This is a genomic window from Peptoniphilus timonensis JC401, assembly GCF_000312025.1.
Lineage (GTDB): Bacteria > Bacillota > Clostridia > Tissierellales > Peptoniphilaceae > Peptoniphilus_A > Peptoniphilus_A timonensis.
On sequence record NZ_HE978593.1, the window covers coordinates 564,053 to 582,150 of the forward strand.

Below are 18,098 nucleotides of genomic sequence, written 5' to 3' on the forward strand. Positions count from 1 at the left end.
CTATTCTAATCTAAAATAAAAAATAAAAAAAGACTTTTCTAAAAATAGAAAAATCTTTTTCCTTATCTATTATTAATTCTTAATACTTGTATAAATAACAAATTGTTAATAATTACGCCATTTCATCATTGTTATCACTAGACTCTTCATTAGCATTATCTAATGAAATCCTTTCTTTTTCTTCATATTTTTTTAAGATATCCATAAATTCTTCGCCTGATATCGTCTCTTGACGCAGTAAATATTCAGAAATAGCATGAAGTGCTTTTATATTTTCACGTAATATTTTTCTAGCTTCATTGTGTGCTTCATCAATAATTTTTTGAACAGTCTCATCAATTTCATATTGTGTTTGAGGTGAACATTGTAAAGAAGTATCTCCTCCAAGATATGCATTAGTCATAGATTCAAGAGCAACAAAACCAAATTCATCTGTCATGCCAAATCTTGTAACCATAGCTTTTGCAATTTTTGTCGCCTTTTCAATATCGTTAGAAGCACCACTTGTTCTAATATTAAATATTAATTCTTCCGCAGATCTTCCACCTGTTAAAGTTACTATACTATTCAAAGCATCTTCCTTTGACATAAGGAATTCTTCTTCTTCATCTACTTGCATAGTATAACCTAAAGCTCCAGAAGTTCTTGGAATAATAGTGATTTTATGAACTGGTGCAGAATCTTTTTGCTTAGCGGCTACTAGAGCATGACCTACTTCGTGATAGGCTATAATTCTCTTTTCACGAGGAGATATAACTGCATTTTTCTTTTCATAGCCTGCAAGAACAACTTCAACAGACTCTTCTAAATCTCTCTCACTCATTTTATCTCTACCTTCACGAACTGCTCTCAAGGCACCTTCGTTAACCATATTAGCAAGGTCCGCTCCACTAGCTCCTGCAGTTGCTCTGGCAATTTTTTCATAATCAATATTTTCTTCTTTTTTGATATTTTTTACATGAACTTTTAATATTTCAACTCTTCCCTTTAAATCAGGAAGTTCTACAGGAATTCTTCTATCAAATCTTCCTGGTCTTAATAAAGCTGGATCAAGAGAATCAGGTCTATTAGTTGCAGCTAAAATTACCACTCCAACCTTTGCATCAAATCCATCCATTTCAGAAAGCAGTTGATTTAAAGTTTGTTCTCTTTCATCATTACCAGAAAAACCTGCTCCATCTCTTTTTTTACCAATTGTATCAATTTCATCAATAAATATAATACAAGGGGCTTTTTCAACTGCTTGTTTAAATAAATCTCTAACTTTAGCAGCACCAAGACCAACAAACATCTCTACAAAAGCTGAGCCAGAAATAGAAAAGAATGGGACCCCTGCTTCACTAGCTACAGCTTTTGCTAGCAATGTTTTACCTGTTCCTGGAGGTCCTACTAATAGAGCCCCTTTAGGAAGTTTTGCTCCTATCTCAGTGTATTTTTTTGGATTGTGTAAAAAATCCACTAATTCAGATAAAGCCTCTTTTGCTTCATCTTGACCAGCAACATTTTCAAATTTAATTCCATCAGTGGATTCAACATAAATTTTTGCTCCACTTTTACCAAAATTCATTGGACCTACATCGCCCATTTTTTTAAATATAAATTTTGATAGGAATAACCAAAATGCTATAAAAATTGCAAAAGTTGCAACAGTAGATATTATAAATGAAAGTACTGGATTCATCTCAGCTTTATAAACTTGTGCAGATTTTACATTATTATTAACAAGTCTATCAACTAAATTAGGGTCATACATCCTATTTGTTTCATATTTTATTTTCTTTCCATCTTTTTCAACTTCAAAGGCAATTGTTCTATCTCTAACTTCTGCCTTTTTTACTTCATTCCTCTTTACCATATTTACAAAGGAAACATAATCTATTTCTTTTATCTCTGAATCTTTATTTAATCTTGGTACAAGAAATATGGCAACTACATAAAATATTATTATCGCCAAGATTACATAAAGAATTGTGGGAATGAATTTATTAAAATTATTTTTTTATTCGACAAAAATTTTCCCCCTTAATAGATGAGTAAAGAAAAAATTTGGGACCAAGTCCCAAAAATTAATCTAATCTTCTTCTATTTTCCATAGCTGTTTGAATAGTTATTTCATCATAAAACTCTAAATCTCCACCCACTGGAAGACCGTAACCTATTCTCGAAACTAGGATATCATAATCCTCTAGAATATTTTTTATATATCTAGCAGTTGCATCTCCATCAACTGTTGGATTAGTTGCTATAATTACTTCTTTTATATTACCCTTTTCGATTCTTTTAATTAGTTCTTTAACTGTTACATCTTCTGGAGTTTTACCCTTTAGAGGAGAAATTACTCCATGAAGAACGTGGTACTTTCCACGAAAACTAAGAGATCTTTCCATTGCATCCACATCTTTTGGACTTTCAACAACGCAAATAATTGAATCATCTCTATTTTTGTTTGAACAAATTTCACAAGGATCACTGTCAGCGTAATTCATACAAATTGAACATTCAACAGTATTATTCTTTGCAGAAATAAGAGCTTCTGCTAAATCCTTAACTTCTTTATCCTCAAGACCAATAATATAATACGCAAGCCTTTGAGCAGTTTTAGAACCAATACCAGGTAGGCGATTTAATCTCTTGATTAAGTCTTCTATAGGTCCTATTTCTTTATTCATATTATAGCCCCGGTATATTAAGACCGCCCGTAAATTTACCCATTTGTGAACTCATTTTACTTTCAGCACTTCTCATAGCTTCATTAACTGCAGCAACAATTAGATCTTCAAGCATTTCCACATCATCAGGATCAACTGCATCTTTATCTAATTTAATAGAAATAAGTTCTTTATTTCCATTTACAGTAGCGCACACTGCTCCACCACCTGAAGTTGCAGAAATTTCCTCATTTGCTAAATTTTCTTGCATTTCTTCCATTTGTTTTTGAAGCTTTTCAATTTGCTTCATCATATTATTTCTTCCGCCTCCACCAGGGAAGCCATTAAATCCACCTCTAGCCATTTTTCCTCCTAAATATCTTCTATATTATTTTTCCCAAAAATTTCTTCTAACTTGTCTACTCCGTCTTTTTTTAATTTCATCCTTACGTCTATATTTGTATTATAAACATTATTAATTAAATCTCTTAATATATTTTTGTTATTAGGCATTACGCAGTAATCATAATACAAGCTATCTTTTTCATCAAATACTAGCTCTAAAATATTGTCATGGAATTTTTCAGGTCTAGCATGCTCAACAAAACCGGCATAACCTTTAGCCCCTCTAGATTCAAGTTCTCTTATTATCTTTGCCCAATCAGATTTAATTCTTTCAAGAGAAATATCTTTATTAGACTTATTTCTTTTTTCACTAGTATTATTTTCATCATTAATTATAGCAGATTGCCTTGATTTTTCAATTGAACTAGTTTTAGTATTTTTAGTATTAGATAGATTATTTTTTATTGACTCATAATTTAAATTATCTTGATTTAAGTTATCATTAGATGTGTTTAAATTTTCATTATTATTTCTATTTTTATTGTATCCCTCAAAATCCCTATTATCTTCATAAGAATTATTTAAATTATTGTCAATAGGATTATAATTAGAATTTTTTACAAGATTATTTCCAGAAAATCTTATATTATTTATTTTTTCTTCTAATAATTTAATTCTATTTTCTAAATTTTCTCCTGACCTTCTCTTGCAAATTTTTATTGCATTCATTTCAAATACAACTCTTTTATTATCTGAATACTTTATTTCAAGAGAAAGATCTTTTAATAGTTCAATTATAGACAATAAATCTTCAAGTTCTACTTTCCCAGCAAGTTCATTGAACTCCTTCATATAAGTTGTATAAACTATTTTTTTGGGATTTTTTAAAGTTTTAACCAAAAGAATATCTCTAAAGTGACTTAATATTTGAGAAGAAAGTGTATTAAAGTCCACTCCTTCTTTATAAATTTCATCTATTGTTAAAAGAGACTCGCTTATGTTTTTTTCTATAAGAGCTTTTGAAAATAAAAATAATAAATCCGAAGATGATATTCCCAGTACTTCCATGGCATCTTCTAATTTTATATGATCTTTATTTTTTGTTAAAAGCTGGTCAAGAACTGAAAGAGCATCTCTCATTGCACCATCTGCAGTTTTAGCAACTAATGTAAAAACTTCATCATCACAAGATTCTCCCTCTAATTCAGTAATTCTTTTTAAATTTTCTACTATATCATCTATGGAAATTCTCTTAAAATTAAATTTTTGAGATCTAGATAATATTGTAGCTGGTATTTTTTCAATCTCCGTCGTTGCTAAAATAAATATTAAATGTCTCGGTGGCTCTCCTAAAATCTTAAGAAGAGCGTTGAAGGCTCCTTTAGAAAGCATGTGAACTTCATCTATAATATAAACCTTGTATTTAAGAGACTGAGGAGGATATATTACTTTATCCTTCAATTCTCTAATATCGTCTACTCCATTGTTACTTGCTGCATCCATTTCAACAACATCTAAAACTGATTCACTTAAAATTTTTTTACAGTTTTCGCACTCGTTACATGGATTTCCATCTACTGGATTAAGACAATTTACCGCTCTTGATAAGATTTTTGCGGCAGAAGTCTTGCCAGTGCCCCTAGTTCCTTGAAATATATAAGCGTGACTAATTTCATTATTTCTAACTTGATTTTTTAAAGAAGCTACTACTGCTTCTTGTCCGTATAATTCATCAAAGGTCTTCGACCTGTATTTTCTATATAATGCTTTGTACATTCTCTCACCTTGTAATAATTATACATGAAATTTTACTATTATAAATTATTTTTAAATATTTATAATTGATTTTATTTTTATTCCAAAAATATTTAACAACATCTTCACATAGTTTTCACATGGCAAGTATAGTATATAGACAAATCAAAGAAACAAAATGTTTCAAATTAGGAGGATTTATTAAAATGAAAAATTTAAAGAAATTAGCAAGTGTTGGAATGATCTCTGTATTAATGTTAGGCATGGTAGCTTGCCAAGGCGCTAACAACAAAGCAGAAGAAGCTGCAAACGCTAAAAACAACGCTGTAGAAGAACAAGCTGAAGCTAACAAAGCTCAAGTAGAAGCTAACGCTAAAGAAGCTGAAGCTGAAGTAGAAGCTGAAGAAGAACAAGCTAAAGAAGAAATCAACGCTGAAAAAGAAGCAGCTACTACTAACGAAACTGCAACTGTAGAACAAGCAAAATAATTTAGCTTAACTTTTAAAGAAGCCTTTCGGGGCTTCTTTTTTTACATAAATTTAACTTATAAGTATTTTTTTTAATTATTAAAATTTTATATACTATAATTTGTTTTTAGTATATAAAAGATTAATCTAGATAAAAAAATATGTTATAATTAAAATTACAGAATTTTATGAAAGAAGGTGTTACATTGTTTTGTCCAAAATGCGGAAATCCAGTTTCTAAAGATGACAACTTTTGTGCTTCATGTGGCCACAACTTAAAAGACGTAAAAATAAATATTACACCAAATAAGAAAAGCTTTGAAGACACCAATAAGGTTAAAAAAGTTAGCGAGCACACTAGAGTTTTCAATCCAAGATCTCTAGATGCAATTGACACTACTGATGAACTTAAAAATATTATAGATGAAGTAGATAGAAAAATATCTAAAAATATTAAAGATTATGAAAATAATAATCTTCAATCAAAATCTACTATTAATGACGATAAAAAAATAAAAAATAAAAGCAAAGAAAGTTCAAATAATTCAAAAGTTGAAAAAAGAGGTCTTCTAAAAAAAGACACTTCTAAAACTTTAGATAAAAATGAAGAAAATAAAATAAACAACAATTTTTTTGATGACTTAGATGATAAATCTACTTCAAATCAAATGAGTCAAAAAGAACTTGTGAGAAGAGTCCAAGAAGAACTTAAAAAATCAAATTTTGATGAAGAAAATAAAAAGAAGACTTCATCAGATAAAAATAGAGATTCTAAGTCAACTTTAGATAATTCTTTTGAAAATTTTGACTATCAAAATAATGACAATAAATCTTCTAAAAAATTTTCCATTAAAGAAAAATGGAATAATTTTATAAGAGAAGATGACGATGAATTTTCGATTTTTGCTGATTTGAGAGATGATACAAAGAAAAAGGAAGATACTAGAAATCTAGAAATTAGTAAATCTGTTGAAGATACAGATAAAAGTTTCGAAAATACTCTTAGTACTCCAAAAATTGACATAGAAAATGCTATAAAAAAATCTGAAGAAGAAAAGAAAAAATCAAAAAAAGATTCTAAGATTTTTAATTCTAATTCCAAGTCAGATTTATCTAATCTTAATGATTTAAAAGTTTCTAATTCTGATAATAAGAACAAACTTAGCAAAAATAAAGAAGATTCTCTCAAAAAATCTTCAAAAACTGAAAATAAAATAGAATATGGCGAAAATAAAGAAAAAAATAAGCTTAAGGAGAAAGAAAATTTAAAGGAACTTTTCTCTTTTAATGATAAAGGTGAAAAACCTGTTAAAGATAAAGAAAAAGTTACTTCAAATGTTGAAAAATCTTTTGAAAAAAATATTTCACAAAAGGCAAATAAATTGGAGTCAAAAATATCAAATTCATCTCAAGGAATTGATAAGGCTTTAAATTTCATTGAAAAAATTACTGAAAAATTATCTGACTATATTGGATCTTTCGGTTCAAAAGAAAGTAAAATTGTGATAGCTACTGGAATCGTATTAAATGCAATAATGCTTTTTATTGGTAGCGGATCTTTTAAATTAATTTTAATACTATTTTTATTATTGAAATTAGTTTTTGATTATTTTGAATTTTATATTCCTCTTAATATAGCAACTGAAAGAGATAACATAGATACATCATATCCAGAAGTTAGAAAATACGCACTTATTAATTGGATAATTTGTAAATTAGTTCTATTTGTAGGATTTATAATTTCACCATTTGGCGGATTTTTTAAGTACAATATGTTACAAGCTCTAACTGCTATGCCTCTTGCTACTTTAATTCTCATTGGTCTTTCTCTTTTAATAGCAATTACTCTTTATAGAGATAGCTTTGTTGGAAGATCAAAAATTAATTTTATTGGTTGGTATGCAATAGCTTTTACACTTTTTGAACTTTTATTTAAAATGATTTGGTTCATTATTAATTTTATATTTGTAACACTATTCTGATAAATAATTAAACTTATTTTATATTTATACTCTAAAAGAGACCAGAAAAATATCTGGCCTCTTTTTCTTTTATATTAAATTAAATAAACTTTACTTCTTTAAATAAAATATATCCTTCGCCGTCTACAGAGATTCCGAAATAATTATCTTTAAAAGCTTTTCTTAAATCTTCTGTTTCGTCTGCATGTATCGTCCTTTCTCTACCAGTGAAGTTTATATTTAAGTCATCTGATTTTAATAAAATAAAACGATCGTAGCCTTCAGGAGAATATTCATCAGGATATTTTTTCTTAAAGACACAAGCATGTAACCAGAATCTAAAGTGTTTTTATAAGATCTATAATTCTTTGGTGATATAGTTGACATCTTATTTGTAAATTTAGAATCGCTATATTTTTTTTCAAGTTTTTCTCTAGTTAAATTTTGAAGATTTCTTCCCCTATATTCCTTTAAAACAACAACTGTATCATTTACAATTACAGACTTTGGGTCTATATAAAAATCTACATCATTAGCTAAATTATCTTCTAAGTCGGGTACTTTTAAACTTCTATATGCTACAAGTTTATCTTCATCATAAACCCCAACAAAAGCTCCCCCACCGTCAATTAAATGTTCCAAATCATCTTTTGTATCGTGAGAAAATATTTCTTTATTTTCAATACCTTCATAAACTTCAGATGTCAGCTCGTAAATTTCATCTATATCTTCTTTTCCTAAAAATTTAAAAATTAATTTTTCCATAATATACCTCAATTAAAATATTTTTCAAAATAATATCTTTTTATTAAATTACTACAATTATCATCATTCTATAATATTTTTAAAGATTAATCTACTTTAATTAGAAAATTAGTGTTCATAATTATCTTTATTTTATATGTCATTCAATATAAATTAAAGATATTTTTATTGTATATTTTTTCTTATTAATAATTATTTTAGCTCTATATAATACCGACAATTTAATATTATACTTCAAATATACCAACCAATAGTTTTGACATTTATAAAAACTTTTGTAAAATAGAATATTTGCATTTTATATAGTAAAAAATACCAGGTTAATTATTTTATTAGCCTGGTATTTTTTTGTCTTAATTATTTAATTTTTTATAAATTTTAAACCGTCCCATAATTTCTCAAGATATTTTTCATTTCAATAACCTTAACTTCGTCAAATTTTTTGAAAGCTTCTAAAGAACTTTTTTCATTATTAAAGCACTTCCAATATCCTGAGCATTTACAAAATCTTTTATCTTTTAATTGAAAATCAATAACATCTTTCAAGGGATAACCTAAAAATATACCTATTTCATGAGGGCATTTATTTATAAATCTAATTTTTAAAAAATTTAAATAATCTTTTACTGTTTTACATGAATTATAACCACATGAATTTAAATAATTAATTATTTTTTCTTGTGAAAGTTTCTTTATTAAGTTTTCAATTTTAAAAAAATAAACTAAGATGAAATCTTCTCCTTCTTTCAATTCAAAAAAATCTAGGCAAAGAGATTCTCTTATAAATAATCTATTTTTTATCCAATAATCTTTTAAAGGTCTTTTACCATTTCTAAAATTCATCATAGTTCCAAGTTTAAGATCTTTAAGCGTTGGAGCAACTGTAGATTTAATAAGAGCAAGTATATAATCAAAGTCTTTAAAATCGTCAATAAATTTTAAAAATTCAATTAAAACTTCTTTATACATTATGACCTCGCTAAGTCTCTTCCAAGAGCTTCACATTCCTCTATTGCTGCTTCATCAGGATTATCATAAGCGGCAAATCCATCTGCAATTAACCTAGCTCCAGTGCTTTCAATTTCTTCTTGCCAAAGCTTCATCCATTCACCCTCGGCCCACTCATAGGATCCAAATAGAATGATATTTTTCCCAGATAAAAATGAATTTACCTTATCCATAAATGGGCGCATTTCAGTTTCTTCTAATTCTTCAGCACCCATAGCAGGGCAACCAAAAGCTATCCTATCAACATTTTTTACATCCTCTTCTGTAGCACTTGAAACTTGCAATAATTTTACTTCTGCCCCTTCACTTTTAGCTCCTTTTACAATAGCTTCTGCCATTCTTTCAGTATTTCCAGTTCCAGACCAATAAATTACATTAATTTTTTTCATTTTTCTCTCCTTTTATTTTGATAATATTTATCTTTTATATTAAACTCTTTTTAATTTTTTAATTACAATAAATTATTGTAATTATTTAAATTAGCTATTAAAAATTGCAAACATTAATATCGATAAATAAATATTTTTAGTTTTTTATTTCTAAACGTAAGAAATTAGCCATTTTCTTGTAAGAAATAAAAATTCATGATACCATTTTATTAGATAAAATGTATACAAGGGAGGAAAAATGGAATTTATTAGAGAAAATGGAATTCTAACTATTAATCTAGATTCAATATTAACTCTTGCTCTTGCAGTAATAGTTTTATTGGTTGGATATGGAGTTAGAAATAAATTACAATTTTTAAGAAAATACTGTATACCTGCTCCAGTTATCGGTGGATTTTTATTTATGTTCATAAGTTTTATTGGCTACAAAACAAATACTTTCAATTTTACTTATGAAAATATATTTCAATCTACTTTTATGCTAGTCTTTTTTACATAAGTTGGACTTGGAGCAAATTTAAAAATATTAAAATCAGGTGGAGTTCTATTAATTATTTATTGGTTAGTTTGTGGAATTCTATCTCTTGGACAAAATACTATTGGTGTTTTAGTTTCAAAGGCTGTTGATCTTGAACCCGCTTATGGAATTCTAGCGTCCTCTATATCTATGATTGGTGGACACGGGGCTGCTTTAAGTTATGGAAATACATTTGCTGAAATGGGTTATGCACAAGCACCAGTTGTAGGTGCTGCTGCAGCTACTTTTGGACTTATTTCTGGTGTAATTATAGGTGGACCTCTTGGCAGAAGATTAATCGTAAAAAATGGTTTAAAAGCAAATAATGATGATGATTTTGACTCATCAAAATTAGATGATCTATTTAAAGAAGAAAAAGTTGAATTATCAAACCTTGATATCATCAAAAATGTAGCTGCAATTATTATTTCTATGGCACTTGGAACCTTGGTTTCAAAATTTATAGGTTCACTTATTAATATGCAGTTCCCTGACTACGTTGGTGCAATGTTTATTGCTGTTATTTTAAGAAACTTAAATGAAAAAATAAACATTTACAACTTTAATGGCAATTTAGTGGATGGTATTGGCGATGTTATGCTAAACTTATACCTTGCACTAGCACTTATGACTTTAAAATTGTGGGAGCTTCAAGATTTAATGGGTGGCGTTCTTATTGTTCTAATTTGCCAAGTAATCTTTATGCTTATATACAATTATTTTATAGTATTTAGAGTTTTGGGCAAAAATTATGATGCTGCAGTTATGTGTGCAGGACTTTGTGGACACGGCTTAGGTGCTACACCATCTGCAATTGTTAATATGACTGCTATAAATGAAGAGTATGGTTTGAGTAGAAAGGCCATGATGATTGTTCCTATAGTTGGAGCTTTCTTAGTTGATATAATTTACCAACCAATTGTGTTAACCTTTATAAAAATATTTGTAAAATAAATTTAACAACATTTTATCTAGTAAAAAGACCAAGCTTTTTTATGAGCTTGGTCTTTTCATATCTAATTATTTTTATTTAGTCTTCTTTCTAGCAGGAACTTTATTAAAAATTCCAGTAACCATTAGTGCAATTGCTCCATCAGTTGTTACATTACAAGCTGTTCCAAAACTATCTTGTAAAGCAAATATTGAAAGCATAAGAGCTGTCCCTGTGTCATTAAAGCCAAGCACTGATGTTATTAGTCCAAGAGAAGCTACTACTGTTCCTCCTGGCACTCCTGGAGCCGCAATAGCAAAGATTCCCAAGAGTGTAATAAAAACTATCATATTAGCAGTTTCAGGAAGTTTTCCAGTTAATATTTGTGAAACTGTCATTACAAAAAATACTTCTGTCAAAACTGACCCACAAAGATGGGTATTTGAACAAAGTGGAATTGCAAAGTCCCTGATCTTTGGATCAAGAGTTTCAGATTTTCTAGCACATTCAATAGCAACTGGTAAAGTTGCAGCTGATGACATTGTTCCAACTGCAGTAAGATAAGCTGGTACATAATGTCTATATACTTCTTTTGGATTAGTTTTTGAAATTAATCCTGCAAGAGAATACATCACAGTCATCCAAATAAAATGTCCAACAATTACAATTAGTATAATCTTTAAGAATACAGGTAATTCAGTAATAATTACTCCTTCATAAGATAAAACTGCAAAAGTTGTTGCAATATAAACTGGTAGAATCTTTATTACTACATTGTTTACAATAGATAAAACAATTTTATTTAATTCAATCAACATCTTTTCCCATGTTTCTGAATTAGTGACAATTACAGCTATACCAAATAAAATTGATGTTACAAGTGCGGTCATAACTGGCATTATTGGATCAATAGAAAGTTTAAAAATTGATTCTGGGATTGCATTTCCTGCTCCAACATTTGGTGCAATATTTAATTTTGGAATAATTGCTTTTCCTGCAAGAAATGACATTGTTGCTGCTCCTACTGTTGATATGTAACAAATTATGAGCGTAACACTTAAAATCTTTCCTGCACTTTCTTTTAGAGATACAATAGCTGGAGTTATAAAACCTAAAATTATTAATGGCACTATATATCCAATTAAGTCACCAATTACTCTTTTTATAGTATCAATTGCAACTATGGCGCTTTCATTAGATATGCTTCCAACAAAAATACCTATTATAATTCCTAGTATTAGTTTAAATACTAAAGAATTAAAAAATTATTTTTCTTCATCTCTCCTCCTATATAAAATTATTTGAAGTTTTACTTCTTCTAACATTTTACCATTCTAATAAAATAAGTGTACTAAAATTTTTAAAAAATTTATTCTTAAAATTTAATTTTTCCAAAACTTATCTTAATAATATTTTTATTTTTTTCTCATTTAAATATGATTCTAACAGTCTTTTAAAGATTTATTGTAATAACTAGATACTAAAATATAATAATAACTTTCAAAATTATGAATAAAATAATATTCTTTGGTTATATATAAATTAAGAGAGCTTCACTAGTTGATGATTTCTTAATAAAAAGGAGGAATTAGGTTTGAAGAGATGGCGCAAATGGCTTAATGCAATTTTTTCTATCGCCTTATTCTTATCTCTGTTTTGCACGTATTTCTTATTATATGATTATGGCAAAATAACGGCAGATTTAGGAAATTTTTATAAACAAGATTGGTTTTTCTATTTCCTAACTGTAGTATCAGCAATAGCAGCTCTATATGCTCTATTTAATTTTATTAGAGTATTAGTCCTCCCTACACTTAACTCATACGTTATAGACAAGGATGAGGACGGTGAGATGCTCATCACTTCAAGAGCAGTTGAAAATAATGTTTTATCAACATTAGAAAACTATAATGAAGTGAAAAGATCAGATGTTGATGTAAGAGTAAATAATGGTAGTAAGCACGAAATCAGTTCCAAAATTACTTGCGGAGTGCAAGAAGGCATTGATTTAAATTCATTAGGAAAAAGAATTAAAAATGATGTATCTTCTAACTTAGAAAAATTTACTGGATATTCAGTAAAAGAGGTTAATGTAGAATTTTATGACATCAAAGAAGAATCAGGTAAAAGAGTTGTTTAGGGGGCTCATATGAGAAATAATTATGGAAATTATCCGGATTATCAAAATTATTATGAGAACTCTAGAGAAAACCAAGAGAATCAAAAAATTGTTCTCCTAGATAAACAAAAGGAAAGAGAAAATTCTATTATAAAAGAAAGATTTAGAAATTTCACTCGACTTCATTGGAATGAGTTCAAGTACACTTTACTTGGAATCATAATTGCAATTTTGTTTTTAACAATAGGTTTTTTCAGAACACTTTTAATTGCGATTCTTTTCCTCATTGGCAATAGCTATGGGAAATTTAAAGATGGTGATCCGAGAATTTTATTTTGGTTAGAAAGATTGTTTAGAAAGTATTAATTTTATTTAGTTAGTAATTTTAAAGGAGAGAAAAATAATGGCAACAGAAGCAAAATATAACGAAATAGCAGGAATTAACAAAAAAGAACAAGAAAAAAGAGAAAAAAGCTCAAAAAAGAGAAGAATTTGTAGAAAACGCAAAAGATAACTTCAAAGAAAAACAAGAAGATATTAAAGACTCTGCTCAAGAAGAACAAAATAAACACGAATCTAAATTAACATTTGAAGATTCTGTTATTGAAAAAATAGCAGCAATTGCTTGTCACGAAGTTCCAGGAGTTCTTGACATGAAGGGCGGATTCTTCTCAGGTATCTCTGAACAATTTGGTGGATACAGCTTAACAAAAGGTATTTCTGCTGATGTTGGAGAAAAAGAAGCTGCAATTGACGCATCTATTATTCTTGAATATGGACATTCTGCTCCAAAGGTATTTGAAGAATTAAAGAGAAATATTTCTCAATCAGTTGGACAAATGACTGGACTTAAAGTTGTTGAAGTTAATGTTCGTGTTGATGATGTAATGACTAGAGAAGAATTCCAATTAAAAAACAGAGACGACAGAAATGATGCAGCTAACTACAATCAAGGACCATCTCTAAGATAATTTAGAAAATAAATTTTAAATCATAACCACTAGTTAATGCTAGTGGTTATTTTTTTATAAAAATTTCATATAAAATCATTTTTATTTTAGATTTGATGCTTTATTATCCTTTATGTCTTCATTTTTACATAAAAATAAAGACTCGAATTAACGAGTCTAGCTAATATTTGACATAAAGCCAAAAAAAGAGCCCTAAGGCTCTTAATTTTCTTAAAATTATAAAACACGAGTAGCGTTTACGTATCTTTCTTGGTAATAGCCTTCAGTAAGAGAAGATGTCATAACTTTTCCTTGACCTGAAGAAGCATGGATAAATTTTCCATCGCCAACATAAATACCAACATGACTAACTCCATTACCTGTTGTATTAAAGAATACTAAATCTCCTTCTTGTAAATCAGACTTAGAAACTTGTTTTCCATAAGTTGATTGAGTTCTAGAAGATCTTGGGATTGAAATTCCAAGTTCGTCATTATAAATTGAATAAACTAAACCTGAACAATCAAATCCAGCATTACCAGTATCTCCATATACATATGTAGATCCAAGTTTATTTTCTGCAGAAGATATAACTTTGGCAGCAATTGACGCATTTGGAGCTGCAGCTTTTTTATATTCAAAGCTTACTTTAATTTCTTCTTTATTTTTTATAGCTTCTTGAATGTTTTCTTCATCTGAAGATAAAATACTTTCATCTTTGTTTTCTTGAATCTTTTCAACTTTTTGTCCAGATACAATATTTAAATCTTTAGCTTCAACATTATAAGAAGTACCCTTTTCGTCAATTACAAAATTACCATTTTTGTAATCAATTACATCAACAACTTGTTTTTTATTTAAATTTATTTTTCTACCATTGTCACTTTTAGCAACAGTGTTGTTTTTCACTTCAACTTCTGTCACATTATTTCTCTTATCGGCAACTTTTTTAAGTGCTGTTCTGTTTACATTACCTATTGTACCGTCATTACACTTAATTTTTGCTGTAGTATTATCTACTGAAATTCCAACTGCATATTCATCAACAAATAAGCTTCTTATTATTTTTCCATTATCATCAAGAATTGGACTAGCTTTTACAATTTTATATGTTGGAACATTAACTTCTGTAAGTAAAATTTTATCTTGTGGAATAGTTACTTTAGCTTTTCCCTTTTGAACAAAAAAGTCATTACCTTTTTTTTCAAGGACTTCAACTTTTTCTCCAATTGAAAAGTCTATTTCATTACCACTATATGTTTTTTGTATGTGTTCGTTAATAAATACTCCTGTATCTTTCATGCCAACTATTGACACTGCACAAAGTGCAAATAAGCCAAGTGGCAATTTATTTTTAAAGGAAACCAATACTAACAACTCCTATGCTTTTATATTTTTAGATATTTTTTTATATATTTTTTTGCCTACATTTTTATTACTAATTAAGTATAACAAACTAATTACAAAAAAACAACAAAAAGTTACAAAATAGTTAAAACAATTTTAACTATTTTGTAACTTTTTCAAAAATATAAATTATATGTAGTAAGTAAATCTATAAGCCGCGTTCTGTTTTGTCAACTATCTATCTTGAATTATAGTTGCCTATAATTTCTAGCAACCTACCTACCGGCAGATGCGAGCAACATCTGTTATTCCTATTTGGTTTTGCTCCGAATGGGGTTTACATAGCATCATTATCACTAATGACCTGGTGAGCTCTTACCTCGCCTTTCCAACCTTACCCAAGGGGCGGTATATTTCTGTTGCACTAGCCTTGGGGTCACCCCCACTGGCCGTTAGCCAGCATCCCTGCTCTGTGGAGCGCGGACTTTCCTCACATTTGTGCAGTTGACCAATTTACTTACCAGATAATTTTACCACTGAATCTCTCAAATATCAAGTTCAAAGCTACTTTCTTCTTGTATATAAAAATCTAATTCCTTAAAGTTTTTTTCAAGTCTTTTTTTATTTTTGGAAGAATTATTCTTTCTGAATAAAAATGTCCAAGGTCTATTAAAATCAGATCTTCTTCATAAGCTCTTTGTCCGTCATGATATTTTATATCAGAAGTTATATAAGCATCTACACCATTACTTTTAGCTATATCAATAAAATCTGCTCCACTTCCGCCAAGAATTGCAACTTTTTTAATTTTTCTATTAGTTCTTCCGTAATATTTTATTTTTTTACTTGAAGCTTTTCTTTTAAAAATTTATCTAATTCTTCAAGACTATATGCACTTTCAAATTCTCCTACTAGGCCCATAGCTTTTTCTTCTTCATAAGTTAAAACAGATTTACCTTTAAGATTTAATTTTTCAAAAAGTGTGTCATTAACTCCATCATCTGCCACATCCATAGAAGTATGGTAAGAAAAAACTGAAATATTATTTTTAATTAATTTTATTATATTATCTCCCAAATAAGTCCCTTCAATAATATTTTTATTTCCACTAAAAAACATAGGATGATGGCTTATTATGAGCTTTGATTCTGTTTCTATAGCCTTATCTATGACTTTATCTGTAACATCCATAGCTAAAACTACAGATTTAGTGAAATCTTTAAACTCAACTTGGCTGCCAGAATTATCCCAGGAAAGTTGATAATCATTTTTTGCCCAACTTTCCATATAATTTTTTATATCTTCAATTGGATATTTCATCTATTGCCTCCTCTATTTTTAAAATCAAAGATTTAATTTCATCACTTCTTTTTTTTGTCCTAAGATTATTTGGATCAAAGTTTTGTAATATATTTTCTAAATAAGTTTTTTTATCTAATAAAAATTTTAAATATGTTTTATCTTTTTTCTCTATTAATTTTTTTGAAAAATAATAATCTTCATCTTTAAAAGTTTCAATTTTAACTTCCTTCAAAAACTTTGCAACAATAATTTCAAAATACCTATCATCTTCATAAATAATGTACTCATCTATAATTTTAAATCCAAGATTATTTAATTCACGCCGGAGAATCTGTGTTTTTTGCATTGGTTGCAATATTAATTTATTTGCACTTTTTGCGATTTCAATAGAATTATTAATAATCTCTGCAATTTGTATCCCGCCTAATCCTGCAATAATTATATTATCTCGTTTTTCATCAATAATTCCATTTGCTAATATATTTCTAATGTATTTTTCATTTCCCAATTCTTTTGTTAAATCAATAGACTTTTGTAAAGAATTTTTTGAGATATCTGTCGCAATAATATCACTTGAAATTTTATTTTCGCATAAAAAATTGGGCACATATCCATGATCTGTGCCCACATCAATTACCGAAGCCCCAAAATCTACAAGTTCTGCAATTTTATTAAGCCTCTTTGATAATTTTATCATTCTAAATAATCCTTTAATTTCTTTGATCTACTTGGATGACGTAACTTTCTCAAAGCTTTTGCTTCAATTTGTCTAATTCTTTCACGAGTTACATCAAATTCCTTACCAACTTCTTCTAGAGTTCTTGCTCTTCCATCATCAAGTCCAAATCTTAAAGTAAGAACTTTCTTTTCTCTTTCTGTCAAAGTTTCTAAAACTGTGTTTAATTGTTCTTTTAACAAAGTGAAAGTAGCTGCATCTTGCGGTGATAGAATTTCATCATCTGGTATAAAATCACCTAGATGTGAATCTTCTTCTTCACCAATTGGAGTTTCCAATGAAACTGGTTCTTGAGCAATTTTTTGAATTTCACGAACTCTATCTACGTCTAAATTCATTTCTGCTGCAATTTCTTCTGGTAGAGGATCACGTCCAAGATCCTGCACTAGTTGTCTTTGTACCCTGACAAGCTTATTAATTGTTTCAACCATATGAACTGGAATTCTTATAGTTCTAGCTTGGTCTGCAATAGCTCTTGTAATTGCTTGTCTAATCCACCAAGTAGCATAAGTTGAAAATTTAAAACCCTTAGTATAATCAAATTTATCCACTGCTTTCATGAGTCCAAGATTTCCTTCTTGAATTAAATCTAAAAAGCTCATTCCCCTGCCAACATATCTTTTAGCAATAGAAACTACGAGTCTTAAATTGGCTTCAGCAAGCTCTTTTTTTGCAAACTCATCGCCTGCTTCCATTCTCTTAGCTATTTCAACTTCTTCATCAGCTGTTAAAAGTGAAATCTTTCCAATTTCTTTTAAATACATTCTTACAGGATCATCTACTGTTACTCCCTTTGGGACTGATAAATCCTCTTTAGTAACATCTACTTCATCTTCATCATCTTTTGAATTTTTTTGT

The 18,098-nt window shown here is 28.6% G+C and carries 16 protein-coding genes, 1 other RNA gene and 2 pseudogenes; 6 read left to right on the forward strand and 13 right to left on the reverse strand.

Features of this window, described 5'->3' with window-relative positions; all coding sequences use genetic code 11:
• Positions 1-112: 112 nt before the first annotated feature.
• The 4 genes from ftsH to dnaX all read right to left on the reverse strand — a co-directional run bounded on the left by ftsH (position 113) and on the right by dnaX (position 4,769).
• Positions 113-1,978, reverse strand: coding sequence for an ATP-dependent zinc metalloprotease FtsH (ftsH, locus tag HGPT_RS02740; RefSeq protein ID WP_040542282.1), 1,866 nt, complete (start codon positions 1,976-1,978; stop codon positions 113-115).
• 88 nt (positions 1,979-2,066) lie between these two features.
• Entirely contained in the window at positions 2,067-2,669 is a 603-nt protein-coding gene (gene recR / locus HGPT_RS02745; RefSeq protein WP_019138348.1) for a recombination mediator RecR, read from the reverse strand.
• A gap of 1 nt (position 2,670) precedes the next feature.
• Positions 2,671-3,012 (reverse strand): YbaB/EbfC family nucleoid-associated protein, encoded by a 342-nt coding sequence (locus HGPT_RS02750; RefSeq protein WP_019138349.1) that lies wholly within the window; start codon positions 3,010-3,012, stop codon positions 2,671-2,673.
• Between the two features lie 8 nt (positions 3,013-3,020).
• A complete protein-coding gene (gene dnaX / locus HGPT_RS02755; RefSeq protein WP_019138350.1) occupies positions 3,021-4,769 on the reverse strand; it encodes a DNA polymerase III subunit gamma/tau in 1,749 nt (582 codons plus the stop codon).
• 185 nt (positions 4,770-4,954) lie between these two features.
• Here dnaX and HGPT_RS02760 point away from each other — a divergent pair, with 185 nt between their 5' ends.
• Both HGPT_RS02760 and HGPT_RS02765 read left to right on the forward strand, forming a co-directional pair.
• Positions 4,955-5,236: a hypothetical protein gene (locus HGPT_RS02760; protein ID WP_019138351.1), complete on the forward strand. Its 282-nt coding sequence runs from the start codon at positions 4,955-4,957 to the stop codon at positions 5,234-5,236.
• A gap of 185 nt (positions 5,237-5,421) precedes the next feature.
• On the forward strand, positions 5,422-7,197 hold the full coding sequence (locus HGPT_RS02765) for a zinc ribbon domain-containing protein (protein ID WP_019138352.1): 1,776 nt from the start codon (positions 5,422-5,424) through the stop codon (positions 7,195-7,197).
• 234 nt (positions 7,198-7,431) lie between these two features.
• Here HGPT_RS02765 and HGPT_RS02770 read toward each other — a convergent pair whose 3' ends face one another.
• The 3 genes from HGPT_RS02770 to HGPT_RS02780 all read right to left on the reverse strand — a co-directional run bounded on the left by HGPT_RS02770 (position 7,432) and on the right by HGPT_RS02780 (position 9,338).
• The gene (locus tag HGPT_RS02770; protein WP_019138353.1) at positions 7,432-7,941 is read right to left on the reverse strand and encodes a hypothetical protein; all 510 of its coding nucleotides are present in this window, start codon (positions 7,939-7,941) and stop codon (positions 7,432-7,434) included.
• A gap of 378 nt (positions 7,942-8,319) precedes the next feature.
• Positions 8,320-8,910 (reverse strand): DUF3793 family protein, encoded by a 591-nt coding sequence (locus tag HGPT_RS02775; protein ID WP_019138354.1) that lies wholly within the window; start codon positions 8,908-8,910, stop codon positions 8,320-8,322.
• Complete coding sequence (locus HGPT_RS02780) at positions 8,910-9,338, reverse strand: flavodoxin (protein WP_019138355.1); 429 nt, start codon at positions 9,336-9,338, stop codon at positions 8,910-8,912. Before HGPT_RS02780 ends, HGPT_RS02775 begins: the two co-directional genes overlap by 1 nt.
• Before the next feature lie 238 nt (positions 9,339-9,576).
• Here HGPT_RS02780 and gltS point away from each other — a divergent pair.
• Positions 9,577-10,809: pseudogene (gene gltS, locus HGPT_RS02785) on the forward strand (sodium/glutamate symporter).
• Positions 10,810-10,881: 72 nt separating this feature from the next.
• Here gltS and HGPT_RS02790 read toward each other — a convergent pair.
• Positions 10,882-12,024, reverse strand: a complete 1,143-nt coding sequence (locus HGPT_RS02790) for a dicarboxylate/amino acid:cation symporter (RefSeq protein WP_245544110.1) — start codon at positions 12,022-12,024, stop codon at positions 10,882-10,884.
• A 356-nt stretch (positions 12,025-12,380) separates the two neighbouring features.
• Between HGPT_RS02790 and amaP the strand changes: the two genes are divergently transcribed.
• From amaP to HGPT_RS02805, 3 genes are all read left to right on the forward strand, one after another.
• Complete coding sequence (gene amaP, locus HGPT_RS02795; RefSeq protein ID WP_019138360.1) at positions 12,381-12,926, forward strand: alkaline shock response membrane anchor protein AmaP; 546 nt, start codon at positions 12,381-12,383, stop codon at positions 12,924-12,926.
• A 9-nt stretch (positions 12,927-12,935) separates the two neighbouring features.
• Complete coding sequence (locus tag HGPT_RS02800; protein WP_019138361.1) at positions 12,936-13,271, forward strand: DUF2273 domain-containing protein; 336 nt, start codon at positions 12,936-12,938, stop codon at positions 13,269-13,271.
• A gap of 254 nt (positions 13,272-13,525) precedes the next feature.
• On the forward strand, positions 13,526-13,876 hold the full coding sequence (locus tag HGPT_RS02805) for an Asp23/Gls24 family envelope stress response protein (protein ID WP_281032364.1): 351 nt from the start codon (positions 13,526-13,528) through the stop codon (positions 13,874-13,876).
• Positions 13,877-14,092: 216 nt separating this feature from the next.
• Here HGPT_RS02805 and HGPT_RS02810 read toward each other — a convergent pair whose 3' ends face one another.
• The 5 genes and pseudogenes from HGPT_RS02810 to rpoD all read right to left on the reverse strand — a co-directional run.
• A complete protein-coding gene (locus HGPT_RS02810; RefSeq protein WP_019138364.1) occupies positions 14,093-15,223 on the reverse strand; it encodes a C40 family peptidase in 1,131 nt (376 codons plus the stop codon).
• A gap of 174 nt (positions 15,224-15,397) precedes the next feature.
• An RNA gene (gene rnpB, locus HGPT_RS08655) (RNase P RNA component class A) lies at positions 15,398-15,722 on the reverse strand.
• 69 nt (positions 15,723-15,791) lie between these two features.
• A pseudogene (locus HGPT_RS09705) lies at positions 15,792-16,522 on the reverse strand (Nif3-like dinuclear metal center hexameric protein).
• Positions 16,506-17,201: a tRNA (adenine(22)-N(1))-methyltransferase gene (locus tag HGPT_RS02820; protein ID WP_019138366.1), complete on the reverse strand. Its 696-nt coding sequence runs from the start codon at positions 17,199-17,201 to the stop codon at positions 16,506-16,508. Before HGPT_RS02820 ends, HGPT_RS09705 begins: the two are co-directional and overlap by 17 nt.
• Positions 17,198-18,098 (reverse strand): RNA polymerase sigma factor RpoD (gene rpoD, locus HGPT_RS02825; protein ID WP_040542413.1); only part of this gene is annotated, 901 nt, incomplete at its 5' end. The genes rpoD and HGPT_RS02820, both read right to left, overlap by 4 nt.